General features: G+C 44.4%; 16 protein-coding genes and 6 tRNA genes. 20 read left to right on the top strand and 2 right to left on the bottom strand.

The annotated features are described in order from the left end of the window. Positions 1-77 precede the first annotated feature (77 nt). The 6 genes from HFD99_RS15690 (at position 78) to HFD99_RS15665 (ending at position 581) form a co-directional block, all read left to right on the top strand. Positions 78-151, top strand: a tRNA-Trp gene (locus HFD99_RS15690). An 18-nt stretch (positions 152-169) separates the two neighbouring features. Further along, positions 170-242, top strand: a tRNA-His gene (locus HFD99_RS15685). Between the two features lie 9 nt (positions 243-251). Beyond that, positions 252-326: transfer RNA gene (locus HFD99_RS15680), tRNA-Gln, on the top strand. Positions 327-332: 6 nt separating this feature from the next. After that, positions 333-404, top strand: a tRNA-Gly gene (locus tag HFD99_RS15675). Between the two features lie 12 nt (positions 405-416). Then, positions 417-491: transfer RNA gene (locus tag HFD99_RS15670), tRNA-Cys, on the top strand. Positions 492-502: 11 nt separating this feature from the next. Beyond that, positions 503-581, top strand: a tRNA-Leu gene (locus HFD99_RS15665). A 623-nt stretch (positions 582-1,204) separates the two neighbouring features. On the opposite strand, the gene HFD99_RS15660 is transcribed toward HFD99_RS15665, so the two are convergent. Then, positions 1,205-1,432, bottom strand: a complete 228-nt coding sequence (locus tag HFD99_RS15660) for a hypothetical protein (RefSeq protein WP_123797648.1) — start codon at positions 1,430-1,432, stop codon at positions 1,205-1,207. 222 nt (positions 1,433-1,654) lie between these two features. On the opposite strand from HFD99_RS15660, the gene HFD99_RS15655 reads away from it, so the two are divergent. The 14 genes from HFD99_RS15655 to HFD99_RS15590 all read left to right on the top strand — a co-directional run bounded on the left by HFD99_RS15655 (position 1,655) and on the right by HFD99_RS15590 (position 13,540). Further along, positions 1,655-2,176 carry a MarR family transcriptional regulator gene (locus tag HFD99_RS15655; RefSeq protein ID WP_016819923.1) on the top strand — a complete coding sequence of 174 codons (522 nt, stop codon included), beginning with the start codon at positions 1,655-1,657 and terminating at the stop codon, positions 2,174-2,176. Beyond that, a complete protein-coding gene (sufC, locus tag HFD99_RS15650; RefSeq protein ID WP_016819924.1) occupies positions 2,157-2,933 on the top strand; it encodes a Fe-S cluster assembly ATPase SufC in 777 nt (258 codons plus the stop codon). The genes HFD99_RS15655 and sufC overlap by 20 nt, the downstream gene beginning before the upstream one ends. Before the next feature lie 23 nt (positions 2,934-2,956). After that, on the top strand, positions 2,957-4,264 hold the full coding sequence (sufD, locus tag HFD99_RS15645) for a Fe-S cluster assembly protein SufD (RefSeq protein WP_375761845.1): 1,308 nt from the start codon (positions 2,957-2,959) through the stop codon (positions 4,262-4,264). Positions 4,265-4,307: 43 nt separating this feature from the next. Beyond that, positions 4,308-5,705 carry a Fe-S cluster assembly protein SufB gene (sufB, locus tag HFD99_RS15640; RefSeq protein ID WP_019688583.1) on the top strand — a complete coding sequence of 466 codons (1,398 nt, stop codon included), beginning with the start codon at positions 4,308-4,310 and terminating at the stop codon, positions 5,703-5,705. 313 nt (positions 5,706-6,018) lie between these two features. Beyond that, the gene (locus HFD99_RS15635; RefSeq protein ID WP_013373004.1) at positions 6,019-6,258 is read left to right on the top strand and encodes a NifU family protein; all 240 of its coding nucleotides are present in this window, start codon (positions 6,019-6,021) and stop codon (positions 6,256-6,258) included. A gap of 440 nt (positions 6,259-6,698) precedes the next feature. Then, positions 6,699-7,256 carry a TetR/AcrR family transcriptional regulator gene (locus tag HFD99_RS15630; protein ID WP_016819928.1) on the top strand — a complete coding sequence of 186 codons (558 nt, stop codon included), beginning with the start codon at positions 6,699-6,701 and terminating at the stop codon, positions 7,254-7,256. A 144-nt stretch (positions 7,257-7,400) separates the two neighbouring features. Then, entirely contained in the window at positions 7,401-8,627 is a 1,227-nt protein-coding gene (locus HFD99_RS15625; RefSeq protein ID WP_017428654.1) for an MFS transporter, read from the top strand. A gap of 127 nt (positions 8,628-8,754) precedes the next feature. Further along, positions 8,755-9,066 carry a LiaF transmembrane domain-containing protein gene (locus HFD99_RS15620; RefSeq protein ID WP_017428655.1) on the top strand — a complete coding sequence of 104 codons (312 nt, stop codon included), beginning with the start codon at positions 8,755-8,757 and terminating at the stop codon, positions 9,064-9,066. A gap of 88 nt (positions 9,067-9,154) precedes the next feature. Further along, positions 9,155-9,823 (top strand): PspA/IM30 family protein, encoded by a 669-nt coding sequence (locus HFD99_RS15615; RefSeq protein WP_019688580.1) that lies wholly within the window; start codon positions 9,155-9,157, stop codon positions 9,821-9,823. A gap of 7 nt (positions 9,824-9,830) precedes the next feature. After that, the gene (locus HFD99_RS15610; protein ID WP_016819932.1) at positions 9,831-10,316 is read left to right on the top strand and encodes a PspC domain-containing protein; all 486 of its coding nucleotides are present in this window, start codon (positions 9,831-9,833) and stop codon (positions 10,314-10,316) included. Further along, entirely contained in the window at positions 10,316-11,020 is a 705-nt protein-coding gene (locus HFD99_RS15605; RefSeq protein WP_123797647.1) for a PspA/IM30 family protein, read from the top strand. The genes HFD99_RS15610 and HFD99_RS15605 overlap by 1 nt, the downstream gene beginning before the upstream one ends. Positions 11,021-11,168: 148 nt before the next feature. After that, a complete protein-coding gene (gene liaF / locus HFD99_RS15600; protein WP_016819934.1) occupies positions 11,169-11,816 on the top strand; it encodes a cell wall-active antibiotics response protein LiaF in 648 nt (215 codons plus the stop codon). A gap of 16 nt (positions 11,817-11,832) precedes the next feature. Beyond that, on the top strand, positions 11,833-12,912 hold the full coding sequence (locus tag HFD99_RS15595) for a sensor histidine kinase (protein WP_013372996.1): 1,080 nt from the start codon (positions 11,833-11,835) through the stop codon (positions 12,910-12,912). After that, on the top strand, positions 12,890-13,540 hold the full coding sequence (locus HFD99_RS15590; protein WP_013372995.1) for a response regulator: 651 nt from the start codon (positions 12,890-12,892) through the stop codon (positions 13,538-13,540). Before HFD99_RS15595 ends, HFD99_RS15590 begins: the two co-directional genes overlap by 23 nt. 76 nt (positions 13,541-13,616) lie before the next feature. Here HFD99_RS15590 and HFD99_RS15585 read toward each other — a convergent pair whose 3' ends face one another. Continuing rightward, on the bottom strand, positions 13,617-14,072 hold the full coding sequence (locus tag HFD99_RS15585; RefSeq protein ID WP_123797646.1) for a hypothetical protein: 456 nt from the start codon (positions 14,070-14,072) through the stop codon (positions 13,617-13,619). Positions 14,073-14,229 lie beyond the last annotated feature (157 nt).

The raw sequence follows: 14,229 nt of genomic DNA, 5'->3' as shown, positions 1-14,229 counted from the left end.
GGCCAAACGCATCAGACTGTAAATCTGCTCCCTTACGGGTTCGGTGGTTCGAATCCATCATCCTCCACCAGTTTTATAGGGGCATAGTTTAAAGGTAGAACAACGGTCTCCAAAACCGTTGGTGTGGGTTCAATTCCTGCTGCCCCTGCCAATTACTTCTTTTCCTGTGGCGGTCGTGGCGAAGTGGTTAACGCACCGGACTGTGACTCCGGCATTCGTGGGTTCAAGCCCCATCGGCCGCCCTTTCTTATTGGGGATTAGCCAAGCGGTAAGGCAACGGACTTTGACTCCGTCATGCATAGGTTCAAATCCTATATCCCCAGCCATCTTATGCGGACGTGGCTCAGCGGTAGAGCATCGCCTTGCCAAGGCGAGGGTCGCGGGTTCGATTCCCGTCGTCCGCTTAGTTATATTCTGGCGCCATAGCCAAGTGGTAAGGCAAAGCTCTGCAAAAGCTTTATTCCCCAGTTCAAATCTGGGTGGCGCCTCCATAATTAAATATGCCGGCGTGGCGGAATGGCAGACGCGCTCGACTCAAAATCGAGTGGGAAACCGTGGAGGTTCGAGTCCTCTCGCCGGTATTAACTAAAAAAGTTCATTAGAGACATTCTCTAATGAACTTTTTTTATTTGAGCTTTAGTACCCCACTCATTGCTTGAGCTGAAGACACCTTTGATTACCGGATGGAGTAGCCGCTTTTACTCTTGCAGCATATCTTCGTTTTCAACCGCGAGTGCTTGTCCTTCCATATGATAATTCTTCCTGGCTTCCTGAAGCAAGATTTCGGCTCTTTTCTTGGTTCCTTTTATCTTAAGCCCCGTAGGGATCCATTTTGGTTATCGTTTACCATTCTCATCTTTACAGTTAGGCGGATGTCCCGTTGCGCTTTCTCCTCTTCCAACAACTCCAGAGGGTGAACCCGATCCTTTTTCAAATACCAGTTGAGCTTCGGAATGGATTTGCTACAAAAGTGGTAGCTAATCCGCCGATGGATTGCTTTAGCGCCCAGAAGGTGCATTTGATTTTGAACTGGGCGGATAAAGTTCGATGATCTAGGTCATCTCCAGTGTCAGATCGGTGCTGGCTAGAATGGAGCATCGCCTGTTCGGATTCACCAGCAAAAACCACAGTTTTTGGTATACTCTTTGGCCTCATAACATATCCAGACACAGGTAACTGACTGATTATTCATTGCTATACATGCTCACGATAGCGTACTCAAACGCGGCGATACGGCTTTAAAACAGCTCGGCCAAGCACCACCTTTGTCCTTTTTACGATAGCGACCCCGGTCTTTGGCAGGTGTACCATGACGTTCATAGGCAACGGTATTGGACTTGGCTTCGGTTACCAGATCCATCCGGGTGCTGCCGAATTGGTTCCATTGTTCAACCCCCGCAAAGCAGGATTGATCAGAGGTATTCAAAACCATTTCCAGAACGTGCTCTAGTCAAAACACAGCCTGAGGCCGATGACAATGACAACAAACCCATGATGAAAAGTGCCTCCAAAATTGTATCACATTTAACACAATTGATATTGATAATCAATATCAATTGTGTTAATATAACTTTGTTTACTAGTGAACAAAAATAATCTAATGGTGACACTAAACTTGGTCTGCAACTACTACAAAAGAGGGGAGATTGAGAAATTGGAGTTTCAAAATCATTTTAAAGGTCATCTTTACGAGCAATATATTAAAATGCTACATCTGAATGAGCTGTATACTGAACAAGAAATTAACTCGTTTCGGCAACAGGCCAGAAAGTACCAGATTGACATGCTCTCCAACAATATTACTAGTGTACACGTTATTGATTGCATTGGTGATTATGAACCGATAAATCATACCGGGATTGTGGAGAAGATGGGGTTGTCCAAAGCTAGTATTACTAAAATTAGTGCAAAGCTGCTGGAAATGGGCTTCATTATGAAAAGTCAACTGAACAGCAATCGTAAGGAGATTTACTTTAGTTTAACGGATAAGGGAAGACACGTTTATCATTTGCATAAAGAACTGCACAAAGAAAAAGAAGAAAGGTTTTACCAATTCATTGAATCCTATTCAGAGGTTGAGCTGCAGACTATTGGAAAATTTATGAGTGATTTGGTGGCGCGTGCCGAAGAATACTCCGAAGGGAAGTTTATGATAAATGACGACATTAAAGATTGAGGAATTAAGATCCAAGATTGAAGGGAAAGAAATTTTAAAAGGGCTCACACTGGAGATTCATGGCGGAGAGATTCATGCGATTATGGGGCCTAATGGGACGGGGAAAAGTACATTGGCTTCAGCTTTAATGGGCCATCCCAAATATGAGGTTACTGGCGGTAAGGTGACATTGGACAATGAAGACCTTCTGGAGATGGAGGTGGATGAGCGTGCCCAGGCAGGCTTGTTCCTCGCTATGCAATACCCAAGTGAAATTGCTGGCGTGACCAACTCGGATTTTCTCAGAAGTGCCATCAATGCACGGCGTGAAGAAGGCGATGAGATATCCTTAATCCGTTTTATCCGTGAAATGGAGAGCAAAATGAAGGGACTGGAGATGAACCCGGAATTTGTGCATCGTTATTTGAATGAGGGATTCTCTGGCGGTGAAAAAAAGCGGAATGAGATTTTGCAAATGATGCTACTTGAACCCAAGTTTGTGATCCTGGATGAAGTGGACTCAGGGCTTGATATTGATGCACTGCGTATTGTGGCCAATGGCGTAAATGAGATGCGCAGCCCGGATAGAGGCTTTTTAATCATCACCCATTATCAACGACTGTTGAATTATATTACCCCGGATTTTGTGCATGTCATGATGCAAGGCCAGATAGTTAAATCTGGCGGTCCGGAGCTTGCCCACCGTTTGGAGGCTGAAGGGTACGATTGGGTGAAGGAGGAACTTGGGATTACGGATGAGACGGTAAGGGAAGCTTAAAAGCCGGAGAGGAGGAACAGCACGTGGATATACAAGCTAGAGTTTCAATGAATGTGGACGATTTACGCGCATGGTCAAGTGCTAAGGATGAACCTCGTTGGCTGATTGAACGCCGCGTTCATGCACTCGAACTGGCAGGGACGCTGGAGTTGCCTAAAGTGGAGAAAATCAATCTTGAAAAATGGGATATCTACGAAAGTGGAGATTACAAAGCTGAGAATGCGTGGTCTAGTTTGGAGGAAGCGCCGGAGGTTGTTCGAGGTTTGGTTACTTCTCCGGTGAAAGGCGGACTAATCGTTCAGTTCAACTCGGATGTAGTGTATACGAAATTGTCCGAGAGCTTAGCCGCCCAGGGAGTCATTTTAACGGATCTGCATACTGCGGCAAAAGAGCATGAGGAGCTGGTTCAACGTTATCTCTTTCAGGCAGTAAAGCCAGAAGAACATCGTTTATCTGCTGCACACAGTGCCTTATGGAGTGGTGGCGTTTTTCTATATGTCCCAGACGGTGTAGAGGTTGAAGCACCTATTCAAGCGATCTTTCTTAACGATACAAGCGGTGTGTGTTTTGCTCCTCACGTCTTAATTGTGGCAGGGAGCAACAGCAAGATCACTTATGTGGATAATTGTGTATCGAGTGGTGATGATGTCAAGGTATTACATAACGGTGTGACGGAGGTCTTCGCGGGGGCGGGCTCAAAGGTGCAAGTAGCTTCGGTTCATCAGCTTGCTGCAACTACAACAGATTTCACCCAGCGACGGGCGGTCGTTCTTGCTGATGGGGGTGTGGAATGGATTATCGGTGAGATGAACAATGGTTATACCGCCAGCGATACCAAGACTTTGCTACAAGGCAACGGGGTGGTCTCCGACAATAAGGTAATTGCTATTGGCAGGGGTAATCAAAAATCGAGCTATACAACTCAAGCTCAGCATTTTGGCAGAAGCTCGGTAAGCCAGATGATTACGCGTGCAGTCATGCTTGAAGAAGCTACGGCCATTATCAATGGCATTACAAAGATTGAAAAAGGTGCAACCCATTGTGATGGTCAGCAAACAGAACGCGTGCTTATGCTAAGTCCTAAAGCTCGCGGCGATGCCAATCCGATCCTGCTGATAGATGAGGATGATGTAACCGCGGGTCATGCTGCATCCGTGGGGCAAGTAAATGCAGAGCAAATCTATTATCTGATGTCGCGCGGGATATCAAGGAGTGAAGCCGAACATCTTGTTATTTTCGGATTTCTCGCTCCTGTCATTTCGGAGATCCCGCTGGAAGGTGTTCGTAGTCGCCTAAAAGATTTAGTGGAAAGCAAGCTCGGCAGATCATAGCAAATCAAAATGATTCTTGAAAGGTTAAAAAGGAGTGATACTAATGGCTAAAAAAGCACCAGATATGGGCGAATATAAATATGGGTTTCGCGACAAGCACCAGTCTATTTTTCAATCTGGAAAAGGTCTGACGGAAGAGATTGTCCGGGAAATTTCCCGGATAAAGGAAGAGCCGGAGTGGATGCTCAATTTTCGGTTGAAAGCTTTGAATCAATTCTACAAAATGCCGATGCCTGAATGGGGAGCGGATTTGACCGGGCTAAATCTTGATGACATCCAGTATTACGTTCGCCCTTCTGAAAAACAGGGAAAGACCTGGGAGGAGGTTCCTTCCGAGATCAAAGCAACCTTTGACAAGCTGGGAATCCCTGAAGCGGAGCAAAAGTTCCTGGCGGGCGTATCCGCTCAATATGAGTCGGAAGTAGTTTATCACAGCATGCGGAAAGAACTGGAGGATCAGGGCGTTATTTTCCTTGATACGGATACTGCATTAAAGCAATACCCCGAAGTGTTTAAGCAATATTTTGGGACGATCATCCCTCCCGCAGACAATAAATTTGCGGCGCTTAATAGTGCGGTTTGGTCAGGCGGTAGCTTTGTATACATTCCGAAGGGTGTTCATTGCGAGGTTCCTATACAAGGTTATTTCCGTATTAATTCTGAAAATATGGGTCAATTCGAGCGGACATTAATTATTGCCGAAGAGGGCAGCTTTGTCCATTATGTTGAAGGATGTACAGCACCTATTTATAGTACCAGTTCTTTGCATAGTGGAGTTATTGAAATTATTTGCCGGAAAGATTCCCGTGTCCGTTACACGACCATTCAGAATTGGGCTCCTAATATCTACAACTTGGTAACCCAAAGGGCTGTGGTAGAAGAAAATGCCACAATGGAATGGGTGGACGGCAACATCGGCTCCAAGGTAACAATGAAGTATCCGGCAGTATTATTGAAAGGACGGGGAGCCAAGGGGTCCATCCTGTCTATTGCCGTAGCCGGTAAAGATCAGCATCAAGATGCTGGCGCGAAGGTAATTCACCTTGCTCCCGAGACAACATCTACGATTATATCCAAATCCATTAGCAAGCAGGGCGGAAAAGTAAACTACCGAGGGTTGTCCAGCTTCAGCCGCGATTCCGCAGGGTCTAAGTCCAATATTAAGTGCGATACGTTGATATTAGATAACATGTCAACATCAGATACGATTCCATACAATGAAATTAAAAACGATCAGATTACTTTGGAGCACGAGGCAACAGTATCCAAAGTGTCTGAGGAACAATTGTTTTACTTAATGAGCCGCGGACTTACAGAACAAGATGCTACACAAATGATTGTAATGGGCTTTATTGAACCGTTTACCAAAGAATTGCCAATGGAATATGCCGTTGAAATGAATCGGTTGATTCAATTTGAGATGGAAGGAAGCATCGGTTGATTCATTAATTTAATAGATCAAACCTTTATCATTCTTTAAAGAGGTGCTAGTAATGAAGAAAAATAAATCGGACGATTCAGAACTAGCTCAAATTACCCGAGAGATAAGAAAACTTCAATTCTGCCTCCATATGCTGTCAGGATTGAGCGCAAGTTGTGGTGTGATGATACCTTTAGACTCTATTCATACGCTTATAAGGGAACTTTCGGATCAAGAGGTTACTCTTAGGCAAAAAGCAAAGGATCACTCAGACGATCTAGGATGAAAAAAGGTCTGAATGACGGTTGGTAAAACAATGGGAGGAGTTGACATAATGGATGAAAATGGAGTTTTATTCGATGAAGTATCGGAAGTTCTTCTCAAACTACGTCCTTTCTTACTGCGTGACGGTGGAGATGCTGAACTGGTCGAAGTTGAGAACGGTATAGCAAAATTAAGATTTTTGGGAGCATGCAATGGTTGCCCAAGTGCTACGATTACGTTAAAGGTTGCTATTGAGCGCGCAATTCTTGAGGAAATTGATGATATTAAAGAAGTTGTACAAGTATTCTAAAATTCCTCGATACTGAGCAACTGAGTTATTCCTGTCGCAGACCATAGCTACGGAAGTTGATCCCGCTGCTCAATACCAAAGTACATCGACAGATTACCTTGCGGGTAGAAATCGACGAACAGCGCTTTTTTACCTTCGTCAAACAAGGTATTATCAAGATTTAATTCGGTATCGAGTGGGAAACCGTGGAGGTTCAGTCCTCTCGCCGGTATACACAAAAGGGTGATAAAATGCTTAAAGGCATTTTATCACCCTTTTTATTAATTGCATTCTCAATTTCGGCTACATAATTAAACGGGTGTCAGATGAATGAAGATAAGAACTTCACATAGTTTCTTTTCTAAATAGTATATTTGACTGGGACTTTGAGGTTGTAGTAGGATAGTGGTACTGAAAAAACATTTATAGTTTATTAAGTGTAAAAGAAATGAGGAACGCATATGCAAGAAAGAATTTTGGAAGCTTTTGTAGAGGAAGTTCATGAGAATGGATTGAAATTTACTATGGATGATCTTGCGAAAAGACTTGCCATCAGTAAGCGTACGTTGTATGAAAATTTTTCGTCTAAGACGCTTATTTTAGAGACACTTATTGAGCGTACAAATGATGATATGATTCAAAAGACGGAGCAAATTATCCAAAACAATGAATTATCTTTGCTAGAAAAGATTAAGCAGTCGATTAGGGTTATGCCGCTGTATTATAAGTTTTATGATTTAAGAATTTTGGACCAGATGAAAAAGTATTATCCTGAGCAATGGAAAAGAGTACATGCTGATTTAAATGATTGGTCTCCGATCAGAACATTAATTCAGGAAGGTATTCGAGAAGGAATTATTGTGAATAAAAATGAGGCTCTGATCATGAAGCTAATTATTGATTCAGTGAATTTAACGCTTGATCAGCGTTTCTTTCTGGATAACAGTGTGACGGTAGAGGAAGCAACTTATTCCATTGTAGATATATTGTTATTTGGGTTAGTCGAAAAACAAAAATAGCCTAATAATATGTGTGTATTAAAAGAGGCTATTTTTTTTATATGAAAACTGATAAAACAATTAAAGTTTTTTTGTTTTTTAAGCTAGGATACTGAAATTAACTACTGATAAATAAAAGGGGTTCTGAAAAGGAAGGGTGGAAATATGTCTATACTAACAAGAAATCGGGGAGCAATGCTGTTATTGATGCTTAACATTTTTTTAGCATTCATGGGGATTGGATTAGTCGTTCCTGTTTTACCTAAATTTATAAGTGAGCTAGGGATGAACGGTTCTTCAATGGGACTAATGGTTGCAGCCTTTGCGCTGACACAGCTTTTATTATCACCTTTGTCAGGAAAGTTGTCTGACCGTTATGGACGTAAAAAGTTGATTGTTTCTGGGATGTTTATTTTCATGCTGTCAGAGCTTGTTTTTGGATTGGCGGGTTCCGTTCCTACCTTGTTTGTTGCACGAATCATGGGCGGGGTAGGGGCTGCGTTGCTTACTCCCTCTATAATGGCCTACGTCGCTGATGTGACCTCATTTGAGGAAAGAGGCAAGGGTATGGGCATGATTAATGCAGCGATTAACACAGGCTTCATAATCGGGCCAGGGATTGGCGGTTTGCTTGCAGCCTATGGAATACGTATTCCCTTCTTTGCGGCGGCAGGTGCTGCAGGAATAGCGGCCATTTTGTCTCTGTTCGTGCTGCCTGAGTCTTTGAGCAAGGAAAAACAACAGTACAATAGAGAGCTTCCGCGTGAAAAAGAAAACCTTTTACAGCAATTTGCCAAGTCCTATCAATCTCCGTATTTCATGGGCTTGCTCATTGTATTTGTCGTTGCTTTTGGATTGGCGAATTTTGAAACGGTATTTGGACTGTTTGTTGACCATAAATATGGTTTTACACCGATGGATATTGCCATCATTATAACGACAGGGTCTATTTTGGGGGCAGTTGTTCAAGCAACTATATTTGGTTGGATCATTAACCGTTTTGGTGAGAAAAAAGTAATTCACCTTTGCTTGGCTATTGGAGGACTGTTTATTTTCCTAACTTTATTTGCCGAGCAGTACGTGATGATTATGCTGACGACTTTTATCATTTTTCTGGCTATGGATATCCTTCGCCCAGCCGTAAGCACTTCTCTATCGCGGCAGGCTGGGGATGAGCAAGGGTTTGTAGCGGGTATGAACTCATCCTATACCAGCTTGGGGAATGTAATTGGACCGTTAGTTGCAGGACTGCTGTTTGATGTTCATATTAATTTGCCTTATATGGTGGCAGCGGTAGCCTTATTTGCTTGTCTCGTCCTTTCACTACGCTCTAAGCATGCAGGAAAGCGACACTCAACAACCCTTGCAGCAGAGCAGCGTAGAAGTGGTTAGCCGCAGGTCTATATTCACCCCCGACTTAGGTCTAGGTTCAAAAACCGTCTGGGGTCCGTTTTGTCAAACGTTAGGTCAGCGTACAATAAGGACATAAGCAAGACACAGTGAAAGGCGGTGAGAGATAATGAGAGTTAACAAAGGGAATGGATTAGCCATTGTACTGATCGTGTTGGGTTCGATTATGCTGCTCGGTAAGTTTACTCCGTTTTTCGGTCACTTTGTAGGACATCTGATTGGTTACTTAATTCCGATAGCCATGATTATGTTGGGGTACTACGGTGTGAAAAGAGGAAATGCGCTCTTCGGTTGGATCGTGCTTGTGCTCGGGGTACTGATTTTACTGGGCAAGCTGTCCTGGCTTATTGGACCACTGTTAGCAATCGGATTAATCATATTTGGTGTATCCATGCTGAGTGACCGTAGAAGACGCTACTGAATGTGACAGTTTGAGGATGAAGAAAAATGTACGAAAGCAAAGAGCAAGAAATGATGAAAATACGAACTTGTGAAAGGAGTAGACGCCAATGAGTGTTTTTCGAAGAATGCGTGATATTACGGTAGCAACCTTCAATGAGCATTTGGAACAAAGTCAAGATCCGGTACAACTCATTGACCAGTTTCTATATAATACCCGTCAGGAAATCGCCGAAGCGGAAAAGCTTCATCAGCAGTATGCAGTGCATACAAGACAAATGAAGCAGCAGTTGGATCATGCATTGTCCATGCAGGCCAAACGGGAGGAACAAGCGCTTCTGGCTTTGAAAGCAGATGAAGAACACGTCGCAAAGCTAGCCCTTCAGGAAAAAATGCTGTATGCAGAAAAAGAAGAGCAGTATAGAGAACTGTGGGAGCAGAGCCGTGAATCATTACGTGAATTGGAGCAACAGCTGGATACATTAAAGACAGAATACCAAACGGTACACAGTAAGCGTCAGTATTACGCTGCACGTGTACAAACGTTGAGACTCCAGCAGCAAATGAACGAACGGGCAGGTACATACGGTGGACGAAATGTTCCCCGAATGTTCAACCGCTTAGAAGACCGGGTAGCCGATATGGAAGCAGAAACGATGAGTCTGCGTGAATTGCGTCGGGGTGAGGAGTATACAAGGGATGCTCACAGCGGTGGATCGCTGCTCGAACAAGAGTGGGCGAGATTGAAAAGCAAGCTGAACAACAGCGGGAAGGAGTAAGTAAATTATGACCCGAATTTACCGATCAAGCCGGGATAGAGTATTAACTGGAGTATGTGGCGGTCTTTCTGACGCAACAGGAATGGACTCAACTTGGATACGTATTCTGGTTGTGATCAGTTTCTTTATTACAGCAGGCACCACATTTATGATTTATGTGATTGCAGCGTTGGTTATTTCCAAGGAACCAAGATCTCCTTACGATGGAGGATTCGGTCCAGATAGCGGTCCCTATACCCAGCAAGATCCGCGCTATTATGGCGGTAGTAATACTAGAACACAGTACGGACAAGGAACTGGTTACAATCAAGGCGGAGCATACGGCAACTCGAACCCGTTTGGTCAGGATGCCCGCTATTCATCCAAATTTAATGCAGGACACAACAGTGATCTGGATTCCATGATGGAAGATATCGAGAAAAAAGCAATGAAAAAGGAACTGGAAGAGTTACGTAAAAAAGTAGAGCAATTCGAGAAGGGAGAACGTAAATAATGGGAATCTTTAAAAGAATGAAGGATATGACAAGAGCATCGGTGAATGAAATGTTGGATAAAGTTGAAGATCCGATTATCATGTTAAATCAGTACTTGCGTGATATGGAGGCAGAAATTCACGAGGCTGAGGTAACAGTCGCCAAGCAAATGGCAAATGAGCGTCGTATGAAACAGCGCTTGGAGGAGGCTGTGCGTGTATCCAATGAGCGCGAAAAGCAGGCCGAATCTGCATTGCGAAATGGTCAGGAAGAAGTAGCCCGCAAGCTGCTGAGCGAGAAGATTTATTTTGTGCAAAAGCAGGATGAATACCGTGACTTGCACACTCAAGCTGAGCTTCAAGCGAAAGAACTGGTACAGCAGCTTCATGGAATGAAGGATGAATTCTACAAAATGCGCAATAAGCGTAATGAGCTGGTATCCCGTGCTCAAATGGCAAAAGCCAAAAAGCAAATGTCGCAAATCAATAGCTTGCACACGATTGAAAGCGGGTCTGCTTCGCTGGGCTTCCACCGCATGGAGGAAAAAATCATGCAAATGGAGGCGGAAGCTGACGTACTGCGTGCCCCTTATCGTCAAGCACCGGGAGAGGCATATGTTAATCCCGCAGAAGCTGAAAAACAATTTAAAGTGGATGAGCAGCTTCAACAATTGAAGTCCAAAATTCAGACAGGTGCTAAACCTGTAGATATGAAGAAGGACTAACTACTCGGAACCCAAACATTATGATATGCTGTATAGATGGACACTGACCAATAACAGTGCTCAATCTGTATGGTTCGGGAAGCCATATGGCCATAAATTGCGCCACTATGGCTTTTCCTTCCTGTATAAGCAAAAAAGGGGGTGCAGCATGGAGAGAAGAAAATCAGCCTTGGCACTGGCAGGGATTGGCATCGGGATTATTATTTTATTCGGTCAGTGGATTGGGTTCCTCTCCGTGTTTGCACTGATCCTAATGTTGGCGGGAATATATAAGATTCGCAATTCTAAAATCAAAAAGGGCTATACGATGCTTGCCATCGGTGCTGGTCTGCTGGTGCTGGATCATTTGTTCTTGTTTGTGGTGATCACATTGGCTTCGCTGGCTGTGTTCTATTCACGTTCCAGGAAGCTGCATAAAGGTCAAAGCTCCATATTCAAACACAATTTCATATCCAATCACAAATGGGATGAAGTGCCGTGGAGCTTGCGCAGCACAAGTATATGGCATGTGGTTGGGGATGTGGATGCTGACCTGACGCTGGCTCTTCCAGAGGAACGTGAGCCCGTCATATTTTTACAGGGGATCTTCGGTGACATTGACATCACGCTGCCGGATAATTACGGTGTAGAGGTGGAGATGTTCGTATTGTTCGGGCAGATTCAGTTCGACCGGGATCATGAGGCGGGGATGCTCAACCGACTGGTGTGGAAGTCTCCTCATTTTGAGCAGAGTGAATATAAAGTGAAGTTTGTCGTTTCGTACCTGGCGGGCGATGTCCGCATTCGATTTTATTGAATCAGGAGGAACCGGGATGAATCATAAAAAAACGTCCAACATGGTAACCCGCAGTATGGGTGAAGGTATCCTCCTGTGTGTTGTTGTGGGCGTAGTTGTCTTTTATATGCTGTATACATATGGATATGTGAAGTCGTTCCCAACCTGGGGAATGATACTGAAAGTAGCAGGAGCCGTTATACTGGTGTTGATTGGTACAGGGGCAATGTACGGATTTTATGAAAGTTATCGCTTTAAAAGCAGACTGGAAATGTTAAGAGAGACATTGCTAATGTGGGAAAAGGGCACCCCTGCACGTGAGTTGCCTCCCCTAGGGCATGATGAGCTTGGCAGGCTAGGAGAGCAGTTGGAACGAATCGGGCGTAAATGGCAGGAACAAGTTACGTCTTTACAACGCTTATCTACAGATAATGCTCAGCTGGCAGAACAGGCACGAATGACTGCGATCGTAGAGGAACGGCAGCGGCTGGCCAGAGAGTTGCATGATGCAGTATCGCAGCAATTATTTGCTATTTCAATGACAGCGACGGCTGTGGGCAGGACACTGGACAAGGATTTTGATAAAGCGCAACGTCAGGTTGCATTAATTGAAGAAATGTCTTCCGTGGCACAATCCGAAATGCGGGCGTTACTCCTTCATTTACGGCCTGTCTATCTGGAAGGAAAACGGCTTGAGCAGGGTTTGCGTGATTTGGTACAGGAATTACAGGCAAAAGTACCAATGGAGATTGATTTTGAGATGGAAAGCGGAGTACAGTTGGTTAAAGGCATTGAGAATCACTTGTTTCGCATTGTTCAGGAAGCGATGTCTAATACATTGCGCCATGCCAAAGCAACTCGTATGGAAATTCGTATCGTGCAGCGCCCGGATTCCATTAGGCTGACGATTCGGGATAATGGTATTGGTTTTGAAATGGATGAGAAAAAGCAGACATCATATGGATTATCCACCATGCAGGAGCGGGTCAGTGAAATTGGGGGAGCTATTCAGTATATAACGGCTCCGGGAAAAGGGACACGCATCGAGGTGTCTGTGCCAGTTATTTATGATGAAAGCGGAAGGAACGATGATCATGGAAACGGAATTACCGATTAGCGTGCTGCTGGTAGACGACCATGAAATGGTGCGGATCGGGCTTGCGGCAGTGCTGGGGACAGAAGAAGGGATTGAAGTGGTCGGCGAGGCTGGAAGCGGAGAAGAAGGCATACGGTTAGCATCAGAATACAAGCCAAATGTAATTTTAATGGATTTGGTCATGGATGGCATGGATGGTATTGAAACGACACGCCAAGTGACACGCCTGCTTCCAGAGACAAAGGTGATTGTACTGACGAGTTATTTGGATGATGAGAAAATGTACCCGGTCATTGAGGCAGGTGCATTCAGTTATTTGCTCAAAACGTCTCGTGCTTCCGAGATTGCGGATGCGATCCGTGCAGCTGCACGCGGACAGTCCGTACTCGAGTCACAGGTGGCCTCTAAGATGATGAATCGATTCCGCCAGCCACAGGCTGAAGCGCCCGCGCATACAGAGCTAACAGATCGTGAGATGGAGGTTCTTCGCTTGTTGGCACAAGGGAAGTCTAACCAGGATATCGCAGATGAACTGATTATCGGGATTAAGACGGTAAAATTCCATGTCACGAACCTTCTCGCCAAATTAGGAGTGGAGGACCGCACACAGGCGGCAATCTATGCCTATAAGAACGGCTTAGCAGAGTAGATTATAAAACGACAAATACAAAGAACCGGAGGCGATGAATGGTCCTCCGGTTTTTTTGTGTTCTGAAATACGGCGTTTAGATAAGGAGGAATAGAAAGGCGATTAAGGCCAGATCTAGTGCAAGCCCTCCCCCGTATCCATATCTGCCGCGATAGCCTGCTCTGCCATTTGCATAATTTCCATTTCCGTTTGAGCCAAATTCGCCTACGTTATAAGGAAAGTATGGATTTAGAAGTTCATCGGGCGGTCTATTAAAGGCATTTAGCTTGGCAGAAGGGCGAGCTTTGTTTTTGGAATTCCTTTTTTTCTTTTTAGAGGAGATTTTTTTAGCTTTTTGTTTTCCTTTGTTACTGTAGCTTCCGGCATAGAGACTACCAGGAAAGGAGGATGGATATCCGTTCAACATCAGCTTGCCTTTGCTACACCCGCTTAAGAAGCCGATGTGTCGTGTACCATCACGCATGACGGCACAGACCATCCGTCCGCCATGAGGTGCCACACTGGCTTCATTTACTGGATAAATGGGAAACATGATTTCACCTCTTTTGGTGTAAGATGCGTTGTGGTTATAGTCTATTCTTATAGTGCCTACGGTGTATGGTCGAACACCCAGTAGGCGAATGAATATTTCTGAACGGTTGTGCTGACTTCCTCTGCGTATAAAACCTCTGGCAACGGGCATGCTATTG

Origin of the sequence: Paenibacillus sp. EKM301P (genome assembly GCF_011800295.1) — a bacterium.
GTDB classification, from domain to species: domain Bacteria; phylum Bacillota; class Bacilli; order Paenibacillales; family Paenibacillaceae; genus Paenibacillus; species Paenibacillus polymyxa.
The sequence above is the reverse complement of the archived record's forward strand: the minus strand, read 5'-3'. Positions and strand labels throughout refer to the sequence as shown.